The sequence below is a fragment of the Rhodothermales bacterium genome, assembly GCA_041391505.1.
In the GTDB taxonomy this organism is placed as follows: Bacteria; Bacteroidota; Rhodothermia; order Rhodothermales; family JAHQVL01; genus JAWKNW01.
Map to the genome: position 1 here is coordinate 327,384 of JAWKNW010000004.1, position 22,070 is coordinate 349,453.

A 22,070-nucleotide genomic window follows, 5' to 3' on the forward strand; every position below is an offset into this window, starting at 1 on the left:
CTCAACACCATGAAACGATTGATTGCTTGCTGCACCCTCCTCGTCGCGCTCTCGTCCGTCAGCCTCGCTCAGGATGCTGCCGCGCCGCAGGGATTCTTGATGTTCCATCAGAACAAGGTCGCGGGGCTGGACGTGCCCCGGTTAAATCAACTGGCCGACTCCATCATGCGTCCCGTGCTCGATGCCATGGTGGAGGAACAGATCATCATGAGTTGGGGCATTCTCACGCATGAATGGGGGGACGAGTGGAACTGGAACTGGTACCTCACGACCGCGGATCACGCATCGTTCGTGAGCGCCTGGGCTGAATTCTCCAAACGTATCATGGAGCGGTTTCCTGACGGCGTGCCTGAAATGATGCAGTACCTCCAGGCCCACAAGGATAACCAGTTCCTGGTCAGAAAGGCGTTCGGTCGTCCGCTCGCAGCTGGGGAAGCACCACCCCGTTTCATGATGTCCAATCTGGCGATGGTCAAAGAGGTCGACGTGCCGGCTATCGACAAGCTGTTCGACACGGCGATGGCGCCGGCGTTAAATGCCATGCTGGCTGAAGGCCTCATCTACGGATGGGGTGATCTTCGGCACGCCTGGGGAGATGAGTGGAATATAGGCTGGTACATCAGCACGAAAGATCATGCGGCGTTTGTCACCGCCTGGGAGTCGCTGCTCGCCCGGGTGATGAAGGATCATCCTGAAGCGCTGATGGAAGCCCAGAAATACGCGCTGGCGCACAAAGACAACCTCTATCACATCCAGTATGCCCGATAAACGGGTTGCATTTGTGCGCATATGGATGCGCATCCGTTCAGACTGTCCGTACAAAACAACGCTCCTGCATCGTATCGATGCAGGAGCGTTGTGGTATGTTCTCATGACAGGTGTGGGGCTTCACTCCGTCAGCGCGAACGCGTAGTAATTCCGGGGCAGGGGGTTCGCCGGCGCGCCGGTGAGCGCCGACAGCATGCTGCCCCCCGCCGGCCCGGCGCCGATCACGACAAACTGCCTGCCGTCGACTTCGTAGATCGCCGGGATGCCCTGCACGGGGCCGGGCAGCCGGTGGGTCCAGATCTCCTCGCCCGTATCCTTGTCGAGGGCCCGGAAGGTCTTGTCCGTCGCCACGAACAGGAGCCCGCCGGCGGTAACGGACGGCCCGCCCCGCATCCCGACGGAGCCGGTATTTGTGATGCCGCGCTCGACGAGCGCCTCCACATCCCCGACCGGCCGCTCCCATATCTTGTTGCCCGTATGCATGTCGTAGGCCGTCAGGGTCTCCCACGGGGGCTTGATCGCATACCCGATGCTGGCGAGGAAATAGCCGTAGCCCGTTTTATAACGCACCGGGCCTTCTTCGGGCCCCGTAGACGTCGCCGGCGGCGGAGGTGGCGGCGCGAATTCCGGGAACGAGAGGTAGGAGATCAGACTGCTCACCTCCTGATCGGTGAGGTCGCGGAACGCCGGCATCGTCCCCTTGCCCTCACGCACCTGCTGGCGCACCTCCTCGGGCTTGAGCCGATCCATCACATTCACCAGCGACGGGATGAGCGGAGGCTGGCCTTCCAGGTTTGCCATATGGCACAGCTGGCAGTTCTGGCGGTATACAAAGGCGCCGCGCTCGGGCGGGAAGGCGTCCGGCCCGGGGACGCCGGGGATCTCACGCTCCAGCGTCAGGACGGTCGGGAAGTTTTTGTTGAGGATGTAGAAGATGCCGTTCTCGGGGTCCGCCGCGGTCGTGCCCCAGTTGGCGCCGCCGCTGTTGCCCGGCATCTGCATCGTGGGGGTCGTGCTCGGGGGCGTGAAGAGCCCCAGGTTGTTCATGCTGGCCACGTAGCGCCGGAGGCTGTCCTGTTCTTCCTGGGGGATGTACGGGTTGACGTCGTCTTCGGTAAACGAGAGGACGCCGAACGGCTCGGGCCAGGTCGGGTAGGGCTGGGTGGGCCAGGCTTCCTCGCCGGGCATGTCGGATGGAGGGACGGGCCGCTCCTCGATCGGCCACAGCGGCTCGCCCGTTACCCGGTCGAAGACGTACACGTACCCCGTCTTGCCGGCTTCCACGACGATGTCTGTCTCCTTCCCCTCGTGGGTCACCGTCAACAGCACCGGCGCGGCCGTCAGGTCGAGGTCCCACAGGTCGTGATGGACCGTCTGGTAATGCCAGATGCGTTCGCCCGTGCGGGCGTTGAGCGCCACGAGCGAGTTGGCGAACAAGTTGGCGCCGAGGCGGTCTGCGCCGTAAAAGTCGTACGTGGCCGAGCCGAGCGGCAGGTACAGGATGCCGCGTTCCACGTCGACGCTCATGCCGCCCCAGACGTTGGCGCCGCCGGCGGTTTTCCAGGACTCGGGGTTCTCCCAGGTGTCGTACCCGTATTCGCCGGGATGGGGGATGGTGTGGAAGACCCAGGCGAGCTTGCCCGTCCGCGTGTCCCACGCCCGGATGTCGCCCGGGCCCGAACCGTAGCCTTCGCCGGGGCCGGAGCCGAGAATGACGAGGTTTTCGAACACGATGCCGGGGGAGGAGGGCGTCGCGCGGATTTTTTCGGGGTCGCGCGAGATGCCTTCCCGGACGTCGATCGCGCCGTCCGGGCCAAATGAGGGGATGCCCTCGCCATTTTCGGCGTTGATGGCGTAGAGCAGGTTGCCGCGGGGGACAAACAGCCGGCGGTCCGAGCGGTTGGCGCTCTCCCAGTACAGGAGGCCGCGGTCGCGCACGCCGCGCCCGGCCCGCGGGAAGGAATGGACCCATAGCTCTTTGCCGGTGCCGGCGTCCAGCGCCACGAGCGCGCCGCTATCGGCGACGACGTACATCATGCGGTCGACCACGAGCGGACTGAATCCCGACGGACCGTTGTCTCCGGCGGGGTAGGTCCACGCGACGTCCAGATCCTTGACGTTCGATCGGTCGATCTGCGTGAGCGAAGAAAAGTGCGCCGCGCCGGCGTCGCCTTCGTACATGCTCCACGATGCATAGGGCGACGAGTTGTCGGCGCAGCCGGCGAGGAAGATCAGGGCGGCGACCGTCCACAGGGGTAAGGTGGATCGGTAGGGGTTCACGCGCATCATACGGATGGGGTTCGTGGGGTGAGGCTCAGGCAGCAAGACGCCCGGGCAGAAAGAAGGGAAGCGCTACCGAAAATAGACGCCAGCCGCTACAATGGCGATCTTTTACATGCGCTTGACGGCGCGATGACGAAGATTTGACATTCTTAACGTTTGCCGGTCCGGGTGGTCTTGCGCACCCGGGTGATATCCTTGAAGGGAGGATGGCCAGAAAGCCGTTGGTATGCTCTGTTGAAGTGCCAGGTGCCTCCCGTCGCACGTTACCCGGAAAACGCCCAGCGCAGGGTCGATCCTTGAAGGCAGTCTGCTTTCCCAGTGCTCGCCCGGCTCCCCGGGCCGATAACAAGCTTTGTGGAATATCACAGCAGCCTCTTGCCGGTACCTCCCGCCCCGCGCGATTTTGCGTCAGGCAAGGCAGCCGACTCGGCTGGTTGCCCGGATCGCGTGTCCAGTCCGGACGATGCGTCCATCCACAGACTACCCCTACGGGCAACGCGGTATGTCCAACGCGCGGGAGCGGAGCGCCGGCCGCACAATCACATGAACAAAAAAGGGTTTGCCGCGAACGGCGTCCTGTTCGCCGTGCTGTTTGCGTTCGCCGCGAATGCCGGCGCCCAGGTGACGGACAGCTCCCGATCGGTCAGGTCCTACACCGGCCTGCTGACGGTGACCAACAAGGGCATCTCAACCATCCCGTCCTTCACGCTCGGGAGGCCGGCGGCGACGGTCGACCTGATCGTCAGCGGAAAACGGCTGAGCTTCGAACCACAGTTCCGCGTCGCACTGGAGGATGGGAAACCGTGGTCGTTCATCTTCCGCTGGCGCTACCGCGCCATCCAGAAAAAGAAGGTCAACCTGCGCTTCGGCGCCCAGCCGGTCCTGTCGTTCCGGACGCGGACCTTCGATTCGGACGGGACCCCCGAGGATGTGATCGAGGCGCGGCGTTATCTGGCCAGCGAGATGACCTTCAACTATACCCCGGCGCCGCGCGTCACCCTCGGCACGTATTATCTGTATTCGCACGGCATCGATCCCTCGTCGAACCGCAATACCCACTACGTGGGCCTCAACCTCGGACTGGTCAATGTCCCGGTCGCTCCCCGGCTCACCTTCAGCCTCGTTCCTCAGATCTATTATCTGCGTATCGTGGGCGACCAGGGATTCTACGTGATGTCCCGCTTCTCGCTGGACATGGCGGACTTCCCGCTGTCGCTCCAGGCCATCGTCAACAAGACGATCGACAGCGAGATCGCCGGCGACGACTTTTTGTGGAACGTGAGCCTGCTTTATGCCTTCCGGTTTTAGGCGCTAAGGGATGCCCGGCGAGGACGCGCCGACCCGGGGCCCGCGGTTGCATCCGCTGGACCGCATGGCTAGATTGCGAAGCGCATAGCCATCCCGCCTCCGTCATGCTCTCCGTCCGTCTGCTTCTCGTTTTTCTGTCGATTGCGCTGGTGCAACCCGCCCGGGCTCAGCAACGCCGCGCTACCCAGTTCGAGGGCGCACCCGCTGCGGCCTGGATCGCGCCGCCAGATGCCGACCTCCAGGCCTTCGGTGTCTATCACTTCCGCCGCACCTTCGAACTGGCCGCGGCGCCCGCCGCGTTCATCGTCCACGTCTCGGCGGACAACCGCTACCGGCTGTTCGTGAACGGGGAGCCTGTATCTTCCGGCCCTCAGCGCTCGGATCTGATGCACTGGCGGTACGAAACGGTGGACCTCGCGCCCTATCTGCACGCCGGCTCCAACGTCATCGCCGCGCTCGTGTGGAACTGGGGTTCGCAGCGCCCGGTGGCCCAGCACTCGTATCGGACGGGCTTCCTGCTTCAAGGGAATAGCCCCGCCGAAGCGGTGATCAATACGGACGCGACCTGGAAGGTTTTCGCCGATGCGGCCTATGCGCCGATCGCCATCGGATTTCGCGATGTGGGGGGATATTATGCGTCCCCGCCCGGCGAGGAGGTGGATGGCGCCCGGTATCCCTGGGGATGGGAAACCGCTGGATTCGACGACACGGCCTGGCCGCAGGCGCAGGGCGGTCAGGGCTTCGGCTCCCGATTTACACAGCTACGCGGGCAGCACCCGAACGGGGAAGCAGGCGCCTGGCAGCTGACGCCGCGCACGATCCCGCCGATGGAGGAGGCGCCCGTCCGCTTCGCCCGCGTCCGCCGCGCGGAAGGCGTCGCCGCCGGCGAGGGATTTCTCACGGGCGCCGGCGATCTCGTCATTCCGCCGAATACGGAGGCCTCGCTCGTGCTCGATCAGGGGCATCTGACCAATGCCTACGCGATCCTCGAAACGAGCGCCGGCGCCGGCAGCACCATCACACTGACCTACGCCGAGTCGGGCAAGGACGAGCAGGGACGCAAGGGCAATCGCAACGAGCTCGAGGGCAAGCGCATCGCGGGAGTGCGTGACGTTTTTCATCCGGATGGGGGCGATCATCGGCGCTTCCAGACGCTCTGGTTCCGGACCTACCGCTACGTGCAACTCGACGTGAAGACGGCCGATCAGCCGCTGCGCATCCACGACCTTCATGGCCTCTTTACCGGGTATCCGTTTGAATTGAAAGCCCGGTTCGATAGCGACCTGCCCTGGCTGGCGGACGTGTGGACCATGAACTGGCGCGGCGCCCGACTCTGTGCCTGGGAGACGTTTTTTGACACGCCCTATTACGAGCAGCTCCAGTACATCGGCGACACGCGCATCCAGGCGCTCATGACGCTCTACATGAGCGGCGACGACCGCCTCATGCGGCAGGCCATCACGCATTTTAACCTGTCGCGCATCCCCGAGGGCATCACGAACAGCCGGTATCCCTCCGAGCTGGGTCAGTACATCCCGCCGTTCTCGCTGCTCTACGTGGCGATGGTGCACGACTACTGGATGTACCGGAGCGACGCCGACTTCGTCCGTAACCTCGTACCCGGCATCGAGAGTGTACTCGCCTGGTTCGAAGCCTATATCGACGATACCGGGATGATGGAGCCGCTGCCCTGGTGGCCTTACGTCGACTGGGCCTGGCCGGGCGGCCGGCCCCCGGGAGCCAACGACGGGCACTCGGCGATGATCACACTCCAGTACGTCTACGCCCTGCAGCGCGCCGCCGATCTGGAAGACGCGCTCGGCCTGCCGGCCGCCGCAGCACGGTACCGCACCCTCGCCGCCGACCGCATCGCCGACGTCCGCGCCCGCGCCTGGGTGGCCGAGCGCGGCCTCTTCCGCGACGCGCCGGAGTCGGACGCCTTCAGCCAACAGACCAACGTGATGGCCGTCCTGACCGACGCCGTGCCGGCCGCCGAACAGCACGCCGTCATGGAACGCGTCCTGGCCGACACGTCGCTGACGCAATCGACCTACTATTACAGCTTCTACGTCTTTGAGGCGCTGCGCAAAGCCGGCATGGCCGACCGCTACATCGAGCAGCTCGCCCCCTGGCAGGAGATGCTCGCGATGGGGCTCACCACCACCCCCGAAACCCCCGAGCCGACGCGGTCCGATTCGCATGCCTGGGCGGCTCACCCGAATTACGGCCTCCTGGCGACCGTGCTCGGCATCCGGCCGGCGTCGCCCGGGTTCGCGACGGTCGAGATCGCGCCGGCGCTCGGTCCCCTGAAACGGGCGGAAGGCGTCTTGCCGGTCGAGCAGGGCGACATCCGGGTGAAGCTGGAGCGCCGGGGAACGGCCGGCGTGCAGGCCGAAATCGTCCTGCCCGACGGGCTGAGCGGCTCGTTCGTGTGGGCCGGCCAGCGAACGATGCTGCGCCCGGGCCGGCAGACGCTGTCGCTGTAAAAGCCCACCTGTTCCATCACCCGGGGCCGGCGAGACGTGCTTGTTTGTTATACCGATGCGTTGTTTTTTTAATGGAACGCATCGGATTTACCGCTTATGTCGCCTTCACACAATCTGAAGTCCTGTGAAAAAGCTCACATTGCTCCTGTATATCGCGGCGTGCTGGATGTCGATGAACAGTGCGCTCGCCACCCAACCTCCGACCGATGGCGCGTACGGGGTAGTCATTGAGGGGTATGACTGGGGGCCGGCTGTAAACAAGGTGATCTTGGCCCTTGAGGAGCCGGTTGCGTCCGTCGATTGGAGCGTCTACAGCGTGATGGTGCGGCGTTCGTCCGACTGCGCGACCATCCCCGCGAGTCAGGTGCTCGGCAGCCGGACCGTCATCGGGGGCTATGTGTCCGATGCCCGGGGGACGCGCGTGGAAGAGGGTGACCACATCACGCTCGTGCTCGCCGTGGCGCCGAATCTGCCCATCGGTTCGCCGATCCAGTATTCCCGCGGGGAAGGCTGCAACGGCAACAGCTGGATCGACTACGCGATGACCATCCGCGATGAGACGAAGGGCATGGTCTGGAGTCGGGAAGTCAATAGGTACATGCCGCTCATCGATCGGTTCGATCTTTCCGGTAGGTACTCGGATGGGCACGGCATCACCATGTCCTACGCCTCGTACAGTCCCCAAAACGTTCAGGGCAAGGCCCCGCTGATCATCTGGCTGCACGGCGGCGGCGAAGGGGGCGTCGATCCCTCCATCCCCCTGATCGCCAACCGGGCGGCCAACTACGCCTCGGACGACCTCCAGGCCATCTTTGGCGGCGCTTTTGTGCTCGTGCCGCAGAGCCCGACCCGCTGGATGGACAGCGGCCAGGGCTCGACCAGCGGTCAGGTGGACGACATCTACTTCAAGGCCGTAAAGGGGCTTATCGACGACTTCATCGCGAAGCATCCGGAGGTGGACCGCAATCGCATCTATGTAGGGGGATGTTCGAACGGCGCCTACATGACCCTCAAGCTGCTCATTGAATACCCGACGTTTTTTGCCGCCGCCTTTCCCAGTGCCCTCGCGTTTCGGGACGCCTACCTCACCGATGCCCAGATAGCCCGGATAAAGAAGATCCCCATCTGGTTCATCCAGTCAAAAGACGACGGAACAACGGTTCCGGACGAAACGGTGGTGCCCGTGTATACCCGGTTGAAGAAGGCGGGGGCTCCGAACGTCCACTTCACGTTCTACGATCACGTCGTGGATATCACCGGTTTTTTTGGAGGTGAGGGCTACCGGTACCCGGGTCACTGGAGCTGGATCTATTCCCACGCCAACCTGGCGCGGCAGGACTATGATGGGAGCCCCGTGATGGTGGATGGTCGGCCGGCGACGATCATGGAATGGCTGGCGGCTCAATCCCGATAAGCCGCATGCCGTGCTCGGGAGGCAGCCCTGGAGTACCGCGGTGCGCGCGGGCGGCTGTCACCATCCAGGCCGGGTGCCAGCAGAGACGGAGTTACGCCACAGCATAACAAAAGCCCCTGAACCGAGATGGTCCAGGGGCTTTTACGTCTCGGTGCCCAGGGCGGGACTCGAACCCGCACGCCCTTGCGAGCACAAGATTTTGAGTCTAGCGCGTCTACCAATTCCGCCACCCGGGCAGGGAGGATGGCGCTAACCCGATCTCCAGCACAACGGTTCCGTTGTGCTGGTTCAGGGGTAGCAGGTTTAATGTGCAAGGCGTGATCGAACCAGCCTTGAACATTGAACATGCTATCCTTGAACCAATCCTGCGATCAGAGCACCAGCTCCAGCAGTAGCGGAAGCAGGAAGAACAGCCCCACGAGATAGAGAAAGGCGTAGACGCGGTTGGTATACGCCAGTTTGCCCATGAAATCGGCCATGCGGATCGGAATCTCGCGGATCGGCTTGATGCCGTAGATGATCCCGATCCCGAACACGTTGAACAGTACGTGGGTGAACGCCACCGTCAGGCCGGCCAGCGCGGCCACCTCGCCCGACGCCGCCAGGGCGAGCGCCGCGAGCAGCGCCGTCACCGTCGTGCCGACGTTCGCGCCGAGGGTGTACGGGAAGATCTGACGCACCGTCAGGATGCCGGCGCCCACCAGCGGGACCACGACGGACGTCGTCACCGACGAACTCTGAACCAGCACCGTCAGCACCAGGCCGCACGCCATCGAGGCCATCGGCGAGCCGAAGATGTACTTGTGCAGGATCTGCTCGGAACGCCCCATCATCATTTGCTTGAGCAGCACGACGAGGTAGCGCAGCGCCAGAAACAGCAACACGAGACCGACGACCAGCACGAGCCAGCCGACTTCGTTCATTAACCCGATGAGAAACCCGGTGATCGGCTTAATGACGGCCTTCAGCGGGCTCAGCAAACTGGCGCCGCCCACGCCGGCCAGACCGCTCGTCAGCATGGCCGCCGGCCGCGAGATCGCGCCGAACAGGAGTTCGAGCGGGAACAGGATGAGCACGGCCAGCAAATTGAAGAAGTCATGCACCGTCGCGCCGGCCATGGCGCGGCGGAACTCGTCCTTGCGGGTGATGTGCCCCATCGACACGATCGTGTTCGTCACCGTCGTTCCGATGTTCGCGCCCATGATGATGGGCACGGCTCCTTCGATCGACAGCGTGCCGCTGGCCACGAGCGCAACCGTGAGGGACGTTACCGTGGAGGAACTCTGCACGAGCGACGTCGCGAGGATGCCGGTCAGCAGCGCCATGATCGGACTGGACGTCGTGCTCAGCAGCGTCTCGGCGAAGCCCTTGCCCATCAGCTTGAAGGCGTCGCTCATCATCTCGAGGCTGACGAAGAAGAGCATCAGGATGCCGAGCAGCGCCAGGATACGGAGCGCGGTGAGCGCGCCTTGAGGCAGGGAGGAAGAGGAATCGTCCGTCATACGATTGCGTGTTTTGCCGTCTGCTGCGGGTGTCGCGGCGGTGCCGGCATCACGGGTGCTTGGTTGGGTTGCGTCAGGTCGGAAGGAGAGCCCCGAAGTTTTTCGGTCCAGGAGTTCCATCGTGGTTGTGTTGGCGTAATGGCTTCACACCGGAGTGCGAGGCCCGTGTTCAGGTGCCGAAATCGACGTGCACGGTCAATCGCCCGTTGACCAGCATGTCCGCGTTTGCGGCGCTGCGGGTGAACTCGAAATTGGGCATGATGTGCACGTTGGGGTTGGGGTGAAATTCAAGACCGATAATCGCGTAATCCGCATGGCTCCGGTTCGATCCGATCTCGGTCGAGAACCGGTCGTACCGCGCGACGCCGTTCCAGCGCGTAGTCAGCCGGACCAGGCCGAATACACTGAGGCCGGCGAAGACTTCGTCGCCACCGGCGTCGAACGTGATGCGGTTGTAGAATGCCTCGGCCCCGAGACGGAACCGCTCGAGGTCGACCCCGAGAAAAACGGGGAAATTCACGCCCCGATCGAGTTCGCCCGTGTAGCCGGCGTAATCGATGCCGGCGGTCGCCACGGCGCGCCCGTCGGGCTGATGCCACTCAAGCTGGCCGTACAGGCGTTTGTCCTTGTCGCGCTCCTGGTTTACGCCTTCGTTGTCTGCAAACATCACCGCATACCGGAAGCGGCGGCTGGCTTCGAGCGGACCGCTGGCGACGATCCCGAAGTCACGGGACGACACGATGCGGTTGCGGTCCATGATCGTCGCTTCGAGGCTCCGGAAACCCCAGAAACGCTCCGATACCGTAAAGCTGGGCGGCGCGGTGACGCCGAGGGTGAGATGGTGGCCGTGCCCGAGGGCGTTGCTCCACGTGACATACAGGTCTTTGATAAACGGACTCGGCCGTCCCTGGGCCGTCGTGGAGCTGTTCGACACCTCGACGCGCGCACGACCTGAAAAGGAATCGTCGAGCCGGTAGTCGGCGGTGAGGTAGAGGCGTCGATAGGTGAAGCCGTTGCTGCCGGCTTCTCCGGAGTCGGGCGAGGCAAGCACGTAGTTGTAGTCGATATAAGCGAGGCCGCTCAAATCGACAGGAGACTGGGCGAACGCCGGGAAAAAGGGTGTGCGAGTCAAAAAAATGCAGGCGATCACGATCGCGAGGCGGGTCCGGTGGTGCGATCGGCGTGGCGCATGGGTGTTTCCATCTGCATGGAAACGCAGTAAGCGAAACATACAGTTCGGTCAGATTAAGGGAGTCATATTACCAAGGTATTATCTTTGTGTTACCTTAGTGTTAACACCCTTTGTTGACCTGTTAATGCGCGGTGAAGACGCAAAAAGCCGTATAAATGCGGCGAGGACCCCCCGATGGAAGCGCAACGGGCTTCGTGGAGGGCCCTCGCTGGGAGCCGAACGTGGATGGGGAGCGGCGGTTTATTCGCTGAAATAGTGCGCGAAGCGTACGGCCGAGAGGATGCCCTGGCGATACCGGTCGAGGCCGAAATGCTCGTTGGGAGAATGGATGGAATCGTCGTCGAGCCCGAAGCCCATGAGCACCGTGTCGATGCCGAGCAATTCCTTGAAATCGGCGACGACGGGGATCGAGCCGCCCTCGCGGGTAAAGAAGGGCTCCTTGCCATAGGTGTCGGTGAGCGCCTTTGCCGCGGCCAGCATGGCCGGATGCGTGGTGTCGACGATGACCGGCTTGCCGCCGTGCAGGTCCTTGAACGTCAGCTTCATGGTGGTAGGGACGTTCGCTTCGAAGTAGGCGCGGATTTTCTCGACGATGGCGTCCGGCTGCTGATCCGGCACCAGGCGCATCGAGATTTTCGCGCCGGCTTTCGCCGGAAGCACCGTTTTTGCGCCCTCGCCCTGGTAGCCGCCCCAGATGCCATTCACGTCGAGCGTCGGGCGGGCCGAGATGCCTTCGAGCACCGAGTAGCCGGCCTCCGTGCGCGTGGCGGTGACGGATACGGCGTGCTTCCAGCCGGCTTCGTCGAACGGCAGCGCCGCAAACGTGGCCCGCTCCTCTGCCGTGAGGGGGCGGACGCTGTCGTAGAATCCCGGGATCGTCACCCGGTGATCGGCATCGTGGAGGCCGGCGATGAGTGACGCGAGCACGTTGATCGGGTTCTCAATGGCGCCGCCGTACATGCCCGAATGCAGGTCGCGGCTCGGGCCCGTGAGTTCGACCTGCACATAGGCCAGGCCGCGCAATCCGTAGGTAATCGACGGGATGGCCGGCGCGAACATCGACGTGTCGGAGATCATGACGACGTCGGCTTTCAGCAAGTCCCGGTGCCGTTCGATAAACGGCCGGAGGTGCTTCGAGCCGCTTTCCTCCTCGCCCTCGATGATGAACTTGAGGTTCAGCGGCAGCCGGCCTTCGCCCTGCAGGTACGCTTCCGCCATCTTGATGTGCATAAACATCTGCCCCTTGTCGTCGCTCGACCCACGGGCATAGAGGCGACCGTCTCTGACGACGGGTTCGAACGGGGGGGAGGTCCACAGGTCCAGCGGATCGGGCGGCTGGACGTCGTAATGGCCGTACACCAGCACCGTCGGCAGCGAGGGGTCCTCGATCCGCTCGGCGAAGACGATGGGATGGCCGCCGGTGTTCATCACCTCGACCGTGTCGAAGCCGGCCATGCGGAGGTGGTCCGCCACCGCCATCGCACACCGCCGCACCTCGCCGGTGTACGCCGGATCCGTGCTGATCGAAGGGATCCGCAGCAACGCGATCAACTCATCCACAAATCGATCAAAATGATGGGCGGCGTACTGTAGGGCGGTCTGCATGAAAGTTTAAGGTTCGAGGTACGAAGTTCAATGAAGAGACGTCTAGGTAGTGAAAGACGCACTATCAGGGGGAAGCCATGAAATCCATCAACGGCTTTGAGGATCTCGTCGTGTGGCAAGAGGGAATAAAGTTAGCCGATGCGATCTATGAAATCACGTGTCAGGAAAGCTTTGCTCGCGATCGCTCACTACGCGACCAGCTGCGCAGGGCGGCTGTGTCGGTGTCATCCAATATCGCCGAAGGATACGAGCGCAACGCCAACGCGGAGTTTCTGTACTTTCTTTCTGTGGCAAAAGGTTCTGCCGGCGAGTTGCGGAGTTTGCTGTACGTTGCGAGAAATGCGGCCTATATCGAGGACGCTGCGTTCGCCACGCTGAGTGAACGTGCCGCGTTGCTGTCCAGACGCCTCTTCGCGTTGATGGCGGCGATCAAAAAAAGTGGTTGGAAAGGGATTCGGCACAAACCGGCTGCACAACCTTGAACCTCAATCCTCAAACCTTGAACCTTTCCTAAAACTCGCTCTCGTCGCGCCAGTTGATCAGGCGCCAGGGGGCGCCTTCGGCGGGGCGGAGGAGGAGGAAGTTGACGTTGCCGTCGCCGCGGAAGACGTCGCCGGATTCGAGGTTGATGGTGAGGTTGAAAGAGCGGATGATGCTGGCGCGGCGATTCTCGTCGAACAGGTTCTGGGAGATGATCTGGTTCCACTCGAGGCTGATGAAGCTGGCGTTGGCGAACAGCCGGCGGGTCGACTCGATCTCCTGGGCGAAGGCCCACTGGCGTTCTACCTGGACGTCAAAGTCGTAGTAGGTGAAGATGAAGGCCGAGTCGAGCAGCGGTTCGTAGAGGGAGAGGTCTCGCAACTCGTACGCCGCCTGGAAATTGGTGAAGAAGCCGTCGAGGGTCGCAGGGTCTCCGAGGAGGGCGCCGAACGGGTCGCCTTCCTCCAGCGCCGGCGCGAACGGGTTGCATCCCGTCAGGATCAGGGCCGTGAGAAAGCCGGGGAGAAGAAGGGTCAGAAGCGGCGTTCGCGGGATATTCGGCATGAGCGGGATGGATGCGGCGGCGCGCAGGTCCGCTCATCCGGTGAATTTGTACCCGATGCCGTAAACCGTCTGGATGTACTTCGGTTCGGTGGGGTCTGTCTCGATTTTCTTGCGGAGGGACGCCACATGCCGGTCGATCGTGCGGGTGGTGATGTCGCCCTTGATGCCCCACACATCGATCAGCAGCTGTTTCCGGCTCACGGTGCGGCCTCGATGCCGGATGAAGTAGTGGAGGATGCTGAACTCCAGCGCGGTGAATTGCAGCTTGCTACCATTTCGCTGGGCGGTGTGGTTGCTGAAGTTGATGCTCATGTCGTCGAACGTGTATTGCTCGACCGACTCCTCGCCGGCGGTGTGGACGCGCCGGAGGATCACGCGCACCCGCGCGGCGATCTCCTTGGTGCTGAAGGGCTTGGTTACGTAGTCGTCGGCGCCGAGGTTGAAGCCCTTGAGCTTGTCTTCCTCCGAGGACGAGACGCTGAGGATGATGACGGGGGTGTCGATGCCGGCCTGCCGCGCCTCGCGCAAAACTTCGAAGCCGCTCTTCCGGGGCAGCATCAAATCGAGCAACACGATATCGAACGGTGTGGCGCCGATCAGCAATCGGGACGCCTTTTCTCCGTCGGTAGCGCGGACCACCTCGTAGTTGTGTTCCGAGAAATACGTACCCAGCTGCTCTCCGGTAGCCGGGTCATCCTCTACGATGAGCATGCGCGCAGCGTGCATTTCCCGTGGGCTTTTGGTGGTGTGGACTGCGGAGCCGGGCACAAAGTAGGGCCGTTACAGGTATGCTCAACAGTAGACCTCTCGATCTGGCTAAGTTTACAGCTTTACAACCAAAGATCGCAACCGAATCACCGAAAACGAAAGGATTTGGTTCATGGTGCCTCTGGATTTTGTGAACTACGGACCGCTCATCCTGATGACCCTGCTCGGGTTCTTCGGGCTGGCCGCACTCCTCCTCGTGCCGGTTTACCGGTTTCTGAAACGGGAAGAGCGGATCAGCGCGAACTGGACCGTCGATCAGTTGCGGGAAGAGGCGAAGGCCGCGGAGGCGCGGGCGGAGGAGGAAAACGTGGGCGACGAACGGCCGGCCTGACCCCGTGGCGCGCTCATTCCACGATGAGATGCGGTCGCAGCGCTTCGAGGGTTTTTTCCCCGATTCCTTTGATCTGGAGCAGATCCTCGGGCCGGCGAAAGGGGCCTCGCGCTTCCCGGAACGCCACGATCCGCTCGGCCGTACGCGGGCCGATGCGGGGTAGCGCCTCCAGTTCGGCGGCCGTGGCGGTGTTGAGCCGGATCGGGCCATCCGACGCCGGGGCGTCGGCCGGGAGGTCCGCCGGTGGCGCTGCATCCGGATCGAGTGCGGGCGCCGGCGCGGCGAGGCTGTCGATCTCGACATAATATGCAGGATCGTACGGCACCAGCTCGTACCGGATGTGCCGCAGCCCGAGGCCGGCCGCGAGCAGAAGCAGCAACACGGCGAGTGTATGGGTTTCGCGTCGCGTGAGGGCCAGCCGCTGCTGAAGCCGGTAAAAAGGGTGTCGCCAGTCCATGTGATCGAGTGGGGATGGTGCACGTTTCGGGGAGCGCCCCTTGATGCTCATTCTAGACACGGATCGACGCGATAACGTACCTTCCCCCCAGAAGCAGGCCGGCACCCGCATGATTCTCCGCACCGAAGCGATCGTATTGCGTCATCTCGACTACCGCGAAACGAGCCAGATCGTGACGCTGTTCTCGCGCGAACTCGGCAAGGTGACGGTCATCGCCAAGGGGGCCCGCTCGGCGAAAAGCCCGTTCGGAAGCGCGCTCCAGCCCATGGCGTATGTCGACGTCGTCCTGTACCACCGTCCGGGGCGCGACCTGCAGACGCTCAAGGAGATCTCGCATGTCCGCCCGCTGCTCGGGCTGAGCAAGGCGCTCGACCGGCTGGCGATCGGCCTCCGCATCGTCGAATTCATCAACGCGCTGCTGCAGCCCGACGAGCAAAACGCGCCGCTTTTCCATCTGGCCGTCGAGACGCTCACCCTGCTCGACGCCCTCGACGCCGAGGACCCCGACAATCTGCTGCCCTATTTTCAGCTGCGCCTCGCCGGCATTCTGGGTTTTCAGCCCGCCGTCACGCGGGAGCAGGTCGAGGCGCTGCCCGAGGCGGGTGGGGCTCTGGCGCTCGAGAGCGGCGACGTGCTGGTCGGGCGGGGCGAAGGGGCGTCGTCGCGTCGCGCCTCGCGCAAGGCGCTCCGGGCGTTCGCCATCCTGGCGCATGCCCGGCCGGAGGTCGTCCTTCGTATGGCCATGCCCGACGCCGTGCGGCGGGAAGTGACCGCCCTCGTCGATGCCTATCTGCAGTACCATGTCGAGGACGCCTATCCGACCCGGGGCGAAAAGGTGCTGGGCGCCCTGCTGGATCGCCGGGTCGAGTGACCCTCCGCGCAAACGCCGGATTCGCTCTTTCACCTCCTGGAACATTTTCTACTTGCTTTTTTATCAGGAAGTGTGTATACATATGTGACATGCAGCGCGCTATGGGCTAAGTCGGGTCATACCAGCGGGTTGAAGCGATTTCCCTGCTCCGATCGAACGAAACGCCGGCTGCGCATGCACCTACCGCCAGGGTGAACTACCATCACACAACCATGAGTCGCAAACACCTTACAGCCAAACAGCACTCGTTCCTGAAGTTCTTGAAAAACTATGTGCGCGAGCACGGCGTTTGGCCGACGTATCGGGAGATGGTCGATCAGTTCGACTATCGCTCGCCGAACAGTGTCACCCAGAATCTCCAGGCGCTGTATAAAAAGGGCTTCCTGATGAAGGAGGATGAGGGCTATCAGTTCGTCAGCGAAACGGCGAACCTGCTTTCGGGTCCGCTCCTCGGGATTCCCATTCTGGGCACGATCACGGCCGGCGTGCTCCAGGAGGCGATCGAGGACAATCAGGGCACCATCACCCTCGAAACTCTTTTCCCGAATCTGGATCGAATCTTTGCGATTCGGGTATCAGGCCAATCGATGATCGGCGTGGATATCCAGGATGGCGATTACGTGCTGCTCATCGACGATGATATCCCGAACGGCGGCATAGGCGCCGTATTGTACGACGGTGAAACGTCGCTCAAGAGGATCTATCAGGAGCAGGACGGGCTTCGCCTGGTCGCGGCGAATGACGCCTATAAGGACATCCGGATTTCTCCCGATATCTTCGAAGAAGTGAAAATCCTCGGACGCTACGTCGGCCACGTCAACAAAAACGGGATCTACAAACGCTCATTTACCGGACGCAGCCAAGCGGCCTGATATGACCACACCGAACTGGAATCGGAATCTGCGCCAGAAAGGCGGATTCTGGAAGCATGGACGGTGGTACGACGTAAACATCGCACGTCGCCTGCCGCTTTCCATTCCGCTCATGGAAGAGCTTGTCGCCGCCCTTCCGCCGCTCGATTCCAATACCTCGGTGTGCGACCTCGGATGCGGGACCGGCAACGCCGGCATGTCGGTCCTCCTGGCCTATCCCACCGTCCATCTCACGGTGCTCGACAAAGACCCGGAAATGCTCGAGCTGGCTCGCGAGAAGATCAGCGAGATCCGCGAGGGCGTCACCCAGATCGAGGCCACGGTCTCCCCGGAAGGCGAACCCCTTCCCGGCAGCCCCTACGATGTCATCATCGCCTCGATGGTCCTGCCCGATCTCATCGGCGGCAGCGAGCCGGAAGGCGCCGAAGCGGAAACGCGCTACGAACTGCTCTTTCAGGGGCTCGGCGCGTCCCTCGCACCCGGCGGCCACCTGTTCGTGGCCGACCAGATCGGAACGCTCGGTCTGTACCGGCTCATGAAGACCATGGAGCGCGCCGGCTTCAGCGATGTCGATTGCGCCTGGCGGCAGGACGACTTCTACGTCTGCGGCGGCCGCCTCGCCTCCTGATCGCGTGACCCGGTCGACGCGTCAGGTCGGATGGCCGTGTCATGCCGGATTGCCGTGTCATGCCAGAGTGAAGTTTTGTCCGCGCCGCCGGCGTTCCTGACCGTCTCCTGTCGCATCTCCGGGGCTTTCCCGCCCCGTATCCGCCCAAACGGCGCCTCCTTTCCGCATGGCACATCCTTGGCGTGTCCACCTGCCACAGGCATTTCGGACTAACGCGCCACATCGGCCATGTCATCTCCCTCTCTTTCTCCTTCGAGCGCAGCCCCCGGCGCCGAAGCCCTTGATTCGACCCCCCGCCCCGATCCGCTCCAGCGCGTCGTCGCGCTGGTCAAAAAGCTCTTCGATGTCCCCGTCGTACTCGTTTCGCGGATCGTGAACGACAGGCTGCATTTCCTGGCCACGACCGGCTTCAGCGTGCGCGACGCGGATATCGACTATCTCCCTTGCAGTCGCGTCGTTCAGGAAGCCAAGCCGCTTCTCGTCGAGGACGCGGCCGCGATGCCCGACTGGACCGACCGGTATGCGCGGGGCATCGGTTTTTACGCCGGCGTCCCGATTCTGGATCGTGCCGGCCAGGCCATTGGCGCGCTGAGTCTGATCGACGTACGCGGCCGCCACGTCGAGGAGCCGGCGATCGGTGTCCTCGAGGAGTGCGCCGCGCTGATCTACGACCTGATCCACACCGAGATGCCGCCGCCCCCGCCGGAGCCGGCGCCGTCCGCCGCGCTCCTGATCGACCTGTTCCATGACGCGCCGACGCCCGTGTTTGTCACGGATGCGGACAACGCGATGCTGGCTGTGAACGAAGCCGCCGCGCGGTTGCTGTCGATACCGCGGAGCCAGCTCGCCGGACGCCCCTTTGACGCGGCGCTGCCGGAGGACCTCCGCGCCGGCGAAGCCGCCCTCTACGCCGATCTTTTTGCCGGCGTGCGCGAGCATTATCAGATGGATAGCCGGCTGGTGGATGGGTCGGGGGCCATCCATCGCGCCCGCATGACCGTTTCGCTCGTCCGCAACGACGAGGGCGAGCCGGCCTATGCGATCCGCATCCTGGAGGAAACGGGCCGCCGGCACGAGGCGGTCGAGGAGCTCCGGCTGCGGGATAGCGCCATCGCCGGCATGCCGCTCGGCCTCGCGATCGTCGACGCGACGACGCCCGCGATGCCGATCATCTTCTGCAATAAGGCCTTCGAGACCCTGACCGGCTATCGGCAGGTGGAAATCCTGGGCTCCAACATGCTGCTTCTGCGCGGGACGCTCACGGAGCGCGAAGCGGTCGAGGCCATCGAAGCACTCGTGGCGCGGGAGGAACAGGGCCAGGTGGAAGCCACGTTCTGCCGGCGCGATGGCCGGCCGCTCCGGAGCGGGGTGACGCTCATTCCCGTCTGGGGAGAAGCGGATACGCTGACGCACTACGTCTGGCTGCTCGACGATCGGACCGAGATGCACCAGGTGCGGGAGCAACATGCGGCCCTGCGGACAGAGCTGGTGCGCTCGACGACGCGGCTGCGGCAGGCCGCCGAGCTGATCACCGTGGCCTACGGATTGCAGCCCATCGAGGAAGAAGCGCAGACATTGCTGAAATCCCTGTATGACGAGGTGAAATACCTCGAGGCCAAAGTGACCCTGTTCGATCAGGCGTCAGGCGTCGGGCTGCCGGTGGTGGCCAACGTGGCCGGCAATCCGATACAGATCGACCGGGTGGATCCCGATTTCGGGCACACCCGGGGGGACGTCTGCCGCATCCGCATGCAGATGGAACAGACGGGAGAGCAGGGGACGTGGTGTCTCGACGTTCCGATCATGACGGAAGAGGGCATGCGCGGCCTGTTGACGCTGTACGCGCATCCAGGGCGGCTTTTCGACGATGCGGCGGCTACGGCGGCGCGTCAGGCGGCCGGCCGGCTGGCGGGCGCGCTGTCCGCCACCCTGTCCGCCAACCCGGCACGCACCGCGCCCGTAACAACCCCGGCGCCGGAGCGGGTCGCGCTGCTGCCGGAGGCCTGAGCGACGGGTGGATGCGGCCGGCGCAACGCAAAGGTCCATTTTGCGGTGGAACCGGATGGATCTTATTTCTATCTTCTGCTTCTGCTTTACAGATGCGTCCGTTTCCTGCCGCTAGCTCGCGCTGGATGCGACGGCTTGCGTAAGGATTTCCTGGCATCGGGTCCGGCATGGCGCTGCGTGCGCGTGCTCCGACCCGGAGCCAGGAGATTTCGCGTGCCGGTCTTCGCTCCAGCGGGGCGGACCACGGTGGGGAGCGAGTGCGTCGATACCCGACCACGCCATGCCGGCGCGCCGTGCGCCGTGCGGCACCGTGTTGAAGGGTCATGTGAGGTGTAGAGGACTAATGGACGTCGTTCGCCGCGCGTCCGTACAGGTATATGTCGAAAACAGCTGGTTCGCTTTCTCCTTCCGATTCGAGTGAGCAGGATCGCGCCCTTGTGAAACTGGCGCTGGAAGGGGATGAAGCGGCATACAAGGCGCTCGTCCAGAAATACAGCAAGGCGCTGACCATGCACATCCAGCGGCTCGTGAGAAAGCCTGAGGAAGTGGATGATCTGGTGCAGGAGAGCTTCATCAAGGCGTTCTCGGCGCTCGAGTCGTATTCCATCGAATACGCATTTTCGACCTGGCTCTACAAGATCGCCACCAATCACGCGATCGACTATCTCCGGAAGCGTAAGCTCAAGACGTATTCGATCGACAAGCCGCGCGACACCAAAGAAGGGGCGGTCGAATACGAACTGCCGGACGCCACCTACCGTCCGGATCGCCACATCGTCGCGGATCAGCGGCGCCAGTTGATCCAGGAAGCCATCGACGCACTGCCCGAAAAATACCATCGGGTCATCGTCATGCGTCACCAGCAGGAGAAATCCTACGAGGAGATCGCGCGGGAGCTTGATCTGCCCCTGGGCACGGTAAAGGCGCACATCTTCCGCGCGCGCGAGTTGCTCAACAAGTTTTTGCGCGACAAGCGAAGTTCGTTGTGAGCTTCGCGTCGGCGACCCATCCCGAAACGAGTTCCCATCCATCCATCTCATGATCGATCGCTACACCCGGCCCGAAATGGCCGCACTCTGGGGAGAAGAACAGCAATTCCAGGCCTGGCTCGACGTCGAACTCGCGGCGTGCGCGGCCTGGTCGGAACTGGGCGTGATTCCCCGGGAGGATGTCGATCTCCTGTACGAAAACGCCCGTTTTTCCGTACGGCGCATTCACGAGATCGAGGAGGTGACCCGCCACGACGTCGTCGCGTTCACGCGCGCCGTGAGCGAGACGCTTGGGGAGGAAAAGAAGTGGGTGCATTACGGCCTTACCTCGTCGGATGTGGTCGACACGGCGTTGTCCTATCGGCTCATCAAGGCCAACGCGCTCATCCTCGAACAGCTGGATCGCATGCTGCAGGTGCTCGCCGCGAAGGCGAAGCAGCACCGGCACACCCTGATGATGGGTCGCACGCACGGCGTCCATGCGGAGCCGACGACGTTCGGGCTGAAGATGGCGCTGTATTACGCCGAGATGCAGCGCAACCGGGCGCGCTTCGAGGCGGCGGCGGAAGACATCCGGGTGGGGAAGGTGTCGGGGGCCGTTGGGACCTTTGCGCACATCTCGCCGGACGTGGAGCGGTTTACGTGCGAGCGGCTGGGGCTCAAGCCGGCGCCGATATCCACCCAGGTGCTGCAGCGGGACCGCCACGCGCACTACCTCGGCGTGCTCGCCCTCATCGGGGCGACGCTCGAGAAGATGGCCGTAGAGATCCGCGGGTTGCAGAAAAGCGAAGTCCGCGAAGTGGAGGAAGCGTTCGGGAAGGGGCAGAAGGGTTCGTCGGCGATGCCGCACAAGCGGAATCCCGTCGGATCGGAAAACGTCACCGGATGCGCGCGGCTTCTCCGCGGCTACATGGTGTCGGCTTACGAAAATGTGGCGCTCTGGCATGAGCGGGACATTTCCCATTCGTCCGTCGAGCGTGTGATCATCCCCGATGCGACGACCATCCTGCACTATGCGCTGCATCGGATGGCGACCATCATCGAACATCTGGTCGTTTACGAGAAAAACATGCTCCGGAACATGGATCGCACGTTCGGGCTGTACAACAGCCAGCGAGTCCTGCTGAAGCTCATCGATACGGGGCTCGACCGCGAAACGGCCTACGACATGGTGCAGCCGCTGGCGATGCGGGCCTGGGAAGAAGAGCGGTCTTTCAAGGACATCATCCTGTCCGAGTCGGCCATCCTGCAACATCTCACCCGCGACGCGATCGAGGAGGCCTTTGACGCCCGGTACCATCTGCGGCGCGTAGATGAGATTCTCGCGCGCGTCGGACTGGCCTGATCGGGCAAATCGGCCGGATGTGCACGATTTCTTCTTGTTCCGTTGTTAAGGAGTGTCGACGGGATGAGTGCGTGCTTTTAAGGTTTTCGTGTGGGGATGGGGTTTTTATTGCATGAGATTGGCGTAATTCCTTTCCTGTGCCGTGTGCAGTCCGAGAAACCGGAAGCGCTTCTTGCCTGCCTCCTGCAAGTTTTTGCGGG

Annotated in this window: 19 protein-coding genes and 1 tRNA gene; 12 read left to right on the forward strand and 8 right to left on the reverse strand. The window is 63.1% G+C overall.

Translation table 11 applies throughout. The annotated features are described in order from the left end of the window. The first annotated feature begins 9 nt into the window (after positions 1-9). Positions 10-768, forward strand: coding sequence for a hypothetical protein (locus R2834_06540; GenBank protein ID MEZ4699970.1), 759 nt, complete (start codon positions 10-12; stop codon positions 766-768). A 120-nt stretch (positions 769-888) separates the two neighbouring features. Here the strand turns inward: R2834_06540 and R2834_06545 are convergent, their stop codons facing one another. Next, positions 889-3,057: a PQQ-binding-like beta-propeller repeat protein gene (locus R2834_06545; GenBank protein ID MEZ4699971.1), complete on the reverse strand. Its 2,169-nt coding sequence runs from the start codon at positions 3,055-3,057 to the stop codon at positions 889-891. Positions 3,058-3,594: 537 nt separating this feature from the next. Between R2834_06545 and R2834_06550 the strand changes: the two genes are divergently transcribed. The 3 genes from R2834_06550 (at position 3,595) to R2834_06560 (ending at position 8,259) form a co-directional block, all read left to right on the forward strand. Further along, positions 3,595-4,359: a hypothetical protein gene (locus R2834_06550; protein ID MEZ4699972.1), complete on the forward strand. Its 765-nt coding sequence runs from the start codon at positions 3,595-3,597 to the stop codon at positions 4,357-4,359. Between the two features lie 104 nt (positions 4,360-4,463). After that, the gene (locus tag R2834_06555; protein MEZ4699973.1) at positions 4,464-6,845 is read left to right on the forward strand and encodes an alpha-L-rhamnosidase N-terminal domain-containing protein; all 2,382 of its coding nucleotides are present in this window, start codon (positions 4,464-4,466) and stop codon (positions 6,843-6,845) included. A 124-nt stretch (positions 6,846-6,969) separates the two neighbouring features. Then, positions 6,970-8,259 carry a hypothetical protein gene (locus R2834_06560; GenBank protein MEZ4699974.1) on the forward strand — a complete coding sequence of 430 codons (1,290 nt, stop codon included), beginning with the start codon at positions 6,970-6,972 and terminating at the stop codon, positions 8,257-8,259. A gap of 152 nt (positions 8,260-8,411) precedes the next feature. On the opposite strand, the gene R2834_06565 is transcribed toward R2834_06560, so the two are convergent. The 4 genes from R2834_06565 to R2834_06580 all read right to left on the reverse strand — a co-directional run bounded on the left by R2834_06565 (position 8,412) and on the right by R2834_06580 (position 12,558). Next, a tRNA-Leu gene (locus R2834_06565) sits at positions 8,412-8,495 on the reverse strand. A gap of 135 nt (positions 8,496-8,630) precedes the next feature. Continuing rightward, positions 8,631-9,761 carry a Na/Pi symporter gene (locus R2834_06570; GenBank protein MEZ4699975.1) on the reverse strand — a complete coding sequence of 377 codons (1,131 nt, stop codon included), beginning with the start codon at positions 9,759-9,761 and terminating at the stop codon, positions 8,631-8,633. A 169-nt stretch (positions 9,762-9,930) separates the two neighbouring features. Beyond that, positions 9,931-10,893, reverse strand: a complete 963-nt coding sequence (locus R2834_06575) for a hypothetical protein (protein ID MEZ4699976.1) — start codon at positions 10,891-10,893, stop codon at positions 9,931-9,933. Positions 10,894-11,193: 300 nt separating this feature from the next. Beyond that, complete coding sequence (locus tag R2834_06580) at positions 11,194-12,558, reverse strand: dipeptidase (GenBank protein ID MEZ4699977.1); 1,365 nt, start codon at positions 12,556-12,558, stop codon at positions 11,194-11,196. 77 nt (positions 12,559-12,635) lie between these two features. Here R2834_06580 and R2834_06585 point away from each other — a divergent pair, with 77 nt between their 5' ends. Further along, entirely contained in the window at positions 12,636-13,040 is a 405-nt protein-coding gene (locus tag R2834_06585) for a four helix bundle protein (protein MEZ4699978.1), read from the forward strand. Between the two features lie 28 nt (positions 13,041-13,068). On the opposite strand, the gene R2834_06590 is transcribed toward R2834_06585, so the two are convergent. Both R2834_06590 and R2834_06595 read right to left on the reverse strand, forming a co-directional pair. After that, positions 13,069-13,602 (reverse strand): hypothetical protein, encoded by a 534-nt coding sequence (locus tag R2834_06590; GenBank protein MEZ4699979.1) that lies wholly within the window; start codon positions 13,600-13,602, stop codon positions 13,069-13,071. A gap of 33 nt (positions 13,603-13,635) precedes the next feature. Continuing rightward, entirely contained in the window at positions 13,636-14,313 is a 678-nt protein-coding gene (locus R2834_06595; GenBank protein ID MEZ4699980.1) for a response regulator transcription factor, read from the reverse strand. Positions 14,314-14,482: 169 nt separating this feature from the next. Between R2834_06595 and R2834_06600 the strand changes: the two genes are divergently transcribed. Continuing rightward, positions 14,483-14,701, forward strand: a complete 219-nt coding sequence (locus tag R2834_06600; protein MEZ4699981.1) for a hypothetical protein — start codon at positions 14,483-14,485, stop codon at positions 14,699-14,701. A gap of 13 nt (positions 14,702-14,714) precedes the next feature. On the opposite strand, the gene R2834_06605 is transcribed toward R2834_06600, so the two are convergent. After that, positions 14,715-15,158 carry a helix-hairpin-helix domain-containing protein gene (locus R2834_06605; GenBank protein ID MEZ4699982.1) on the reverse strand — a complete coding sequence of 148 codons (444 nt, stop codon included), beginning with the start codon at positions 15,156-15,158 and terminating at the stop codon, positions 14,715-14,717. Positions 15,159-15,267: 109 nt separating this feature from the next. Here R2834_06605 and recO point away from each other — a divergent pair, with 109 nt between their 5' ends. The 6 genes from recO (at position 15,268) to purB (ending at position 21,870) form a co-directional block, all read left to right on the forward strand. Continuing rightward, on the forward strand, positions 15,268-16,029 hold the full coding sequence (gene recO, locus R2834_06610; protein ID MEZ4699983.1) for a DNA repair protein RecO: 762 nt from the start codon (positions 15,268-15,270) through the stop codon (positions 16,027-16,029). A gap of 212 nt (positions 16,030-16,241) precedes the next feature. After that, positions 16,242-16,901 carry a transcriptional repressor LexA gene (gene lexA, locus R2834_06615; protein MEZ4699984.1) on the forward strand — a complete coding sequence of 220 codons (660 nt, stop codon included), beginning with the start codon at positions 16,242-16,244 and terminating at the stop codon, positions 16,899-16,901. 1 nt (position 16,902) lies between these two features. Continuing rightward, a complete protein-coding gene (locus R2834_06620) occupies positions 16,903-17,529 on the forward strand; it encodes a class I SAM-dependent methyltransferase (GenBank protein ID MEZ4699985.1) in 627 nt (208 codons plus the stop codon). A 228-nt stretch (positions 17,530-17,757) separates the two neighbouring features. Beyond that, on the forward strand, positions 17,758-19,536 hold the full coding sequence (locus R2834_06625) for a PAS domain-containing protein (GenBank protein MEZ4699986.1): 1,779 nt from the start codon (positions 17,758-17,760) through the stop codon (positions 19,534-19,536). 377 nt (positions 19,537-19,913) lie between these two features. Continuing rightward, entirely contained in the window at positions 19,914-20,525 is a 612-nt protein-coding gene (locus tag R2834_06630) for a sigma-70 family RNA polymerase sigma factor (GenBank protein ID MEZ4699987.1), read from the forward strand. 49 nt (positions 20,526-20,574) lie between these two features. Further along, positions 20,575-21,870: an adenylosuccinate lyase gene (gene purB / locus R2834_06635; GenBank protein MEZ4699988.1), complete on the forward strand. Its 1,296-nt coding sequence runs from the start codon at positions 20,575-20,577 to the stop codon at positions 21,868-21,870. The last annotated feature ends 200 nt before the right edge of the window (positions 21,871-22,070 follow it).

Bases quoted from the DNA above. Each gene is read 5' to 3' on its own strand.
- R2834_06540 (MEZ4699970.1), top strand. From the start codon at position 10: ATGAAACGATTGATTGCTTGCTGCACCCTCCTCGTCGCGCTCTCGTCC.
- R2834_06545 (MEZ4699971.1), bottom strand. From the start codon at position 3,057: ATGATGCGCGTGAACCCCTACCGATCCACCTTACCCCTGTGGACGGTC.
- R2834_06550 (MEZ4699972.1), top strand. From the start codon at position 3,595: ATGAACAAAAAAGGGTTTGCCGCGAACGGCGTCCTGTTCGCCGTGCTG.
- R2834_06555 (MEZ4699973.1), top strand. From the start codon at position 4,464: ATGCTCTCCGTCCGTCTGCTTCTCGTTTTTCTGTCGATTGCGCTGGTG.
- R2834_06570 (MEZ4699975.1), bottom strand. From the start codon at position 9,761: ATGACGGACGATTCCTCTTCCTCCCTGCCTCAAGGCGCGCTCACCGCG.
- R2834_06580 (MEZ4699977.1), bottom strand. From the start codon at position 12,558: ATGCAGACCGCCCTACAGTACGCCGCCCATCATTTTGATCGATTTGTG.
- R2834_06585 (MEZ4699978.1), top strand. From the start codon at position 12,636: ATGAAATCCATCAACGGCTTTGAGGATCTCGTCGTGTGGCAAGAGGGA.
- R2834_06590 (MEZ4699979.1), bottom strand. From the start codon at position 13,602: ATGCCGAATATCCCGCGAACGCCGCTTCTGACCCTTCTTCTCCCCGGC.
- R2834_06595 (MEZ4699980.1), bottom strand. From the start codon at position 14,313: ATGCTCATCGTAGAGGATGACCCGGCTACCGGAGAGCAGCTGGGTACG.
- R2834_06600 (MEZ4699981.1), top strand. From the start codon at position 14,483: ATGGTGCCTCTGGATTTTGTGAACTACGGACCGCTCATCCTGATGACC.
- R2834_06605 (MEZ4699982.1), bottom strand. From the start codon at position 15,158: ATGGACTGGCGACACCCTTTTTACCGGCTTCAGCAGCGGCTGGCCCTC.
- recO (MEZ4699983.1), top strand. From the start codon at position 15,268: ATGATTCTCCGCACCGAAGCGATCGTATTGCGTCATCTCGACTACCGC.
- lexA (MEZ4699984.1), top strand. From the start codon at position 16,242: ATGAGTCGCAAACACCTTACAGCCAAACAGCACTCGTTCCTGAAGTTC.
- R2834_06620 (MEZ4699985.1), top strand. From the start codon at position 16,903: ATGACCACACCGAACTGGAATCGGAATCTGCGCCAGAAAGGCGGATTC.
- R2834_06625 (MEZ4699986.1), top strand. From the start codon at position 17,758: ATGTCATCTCCCTCTCTTTCTCCTTCGAGCGCAGCCCCCGGCGCCGAA.
- R2834_06630 (MEZ4699987.1), top strand. From the start codon at position 19,914: ATGTCGAAAACAGCTGGTTCGCTTTCTCCTTCCGATTCGAGTGAGCAG.
- purB (MEZ4699988.1), top strand. From the start codon at position 20,575: ATGATCGATCGCTACACCCGGCCCGAAATGGCCGCACTCTGGGGAGAA.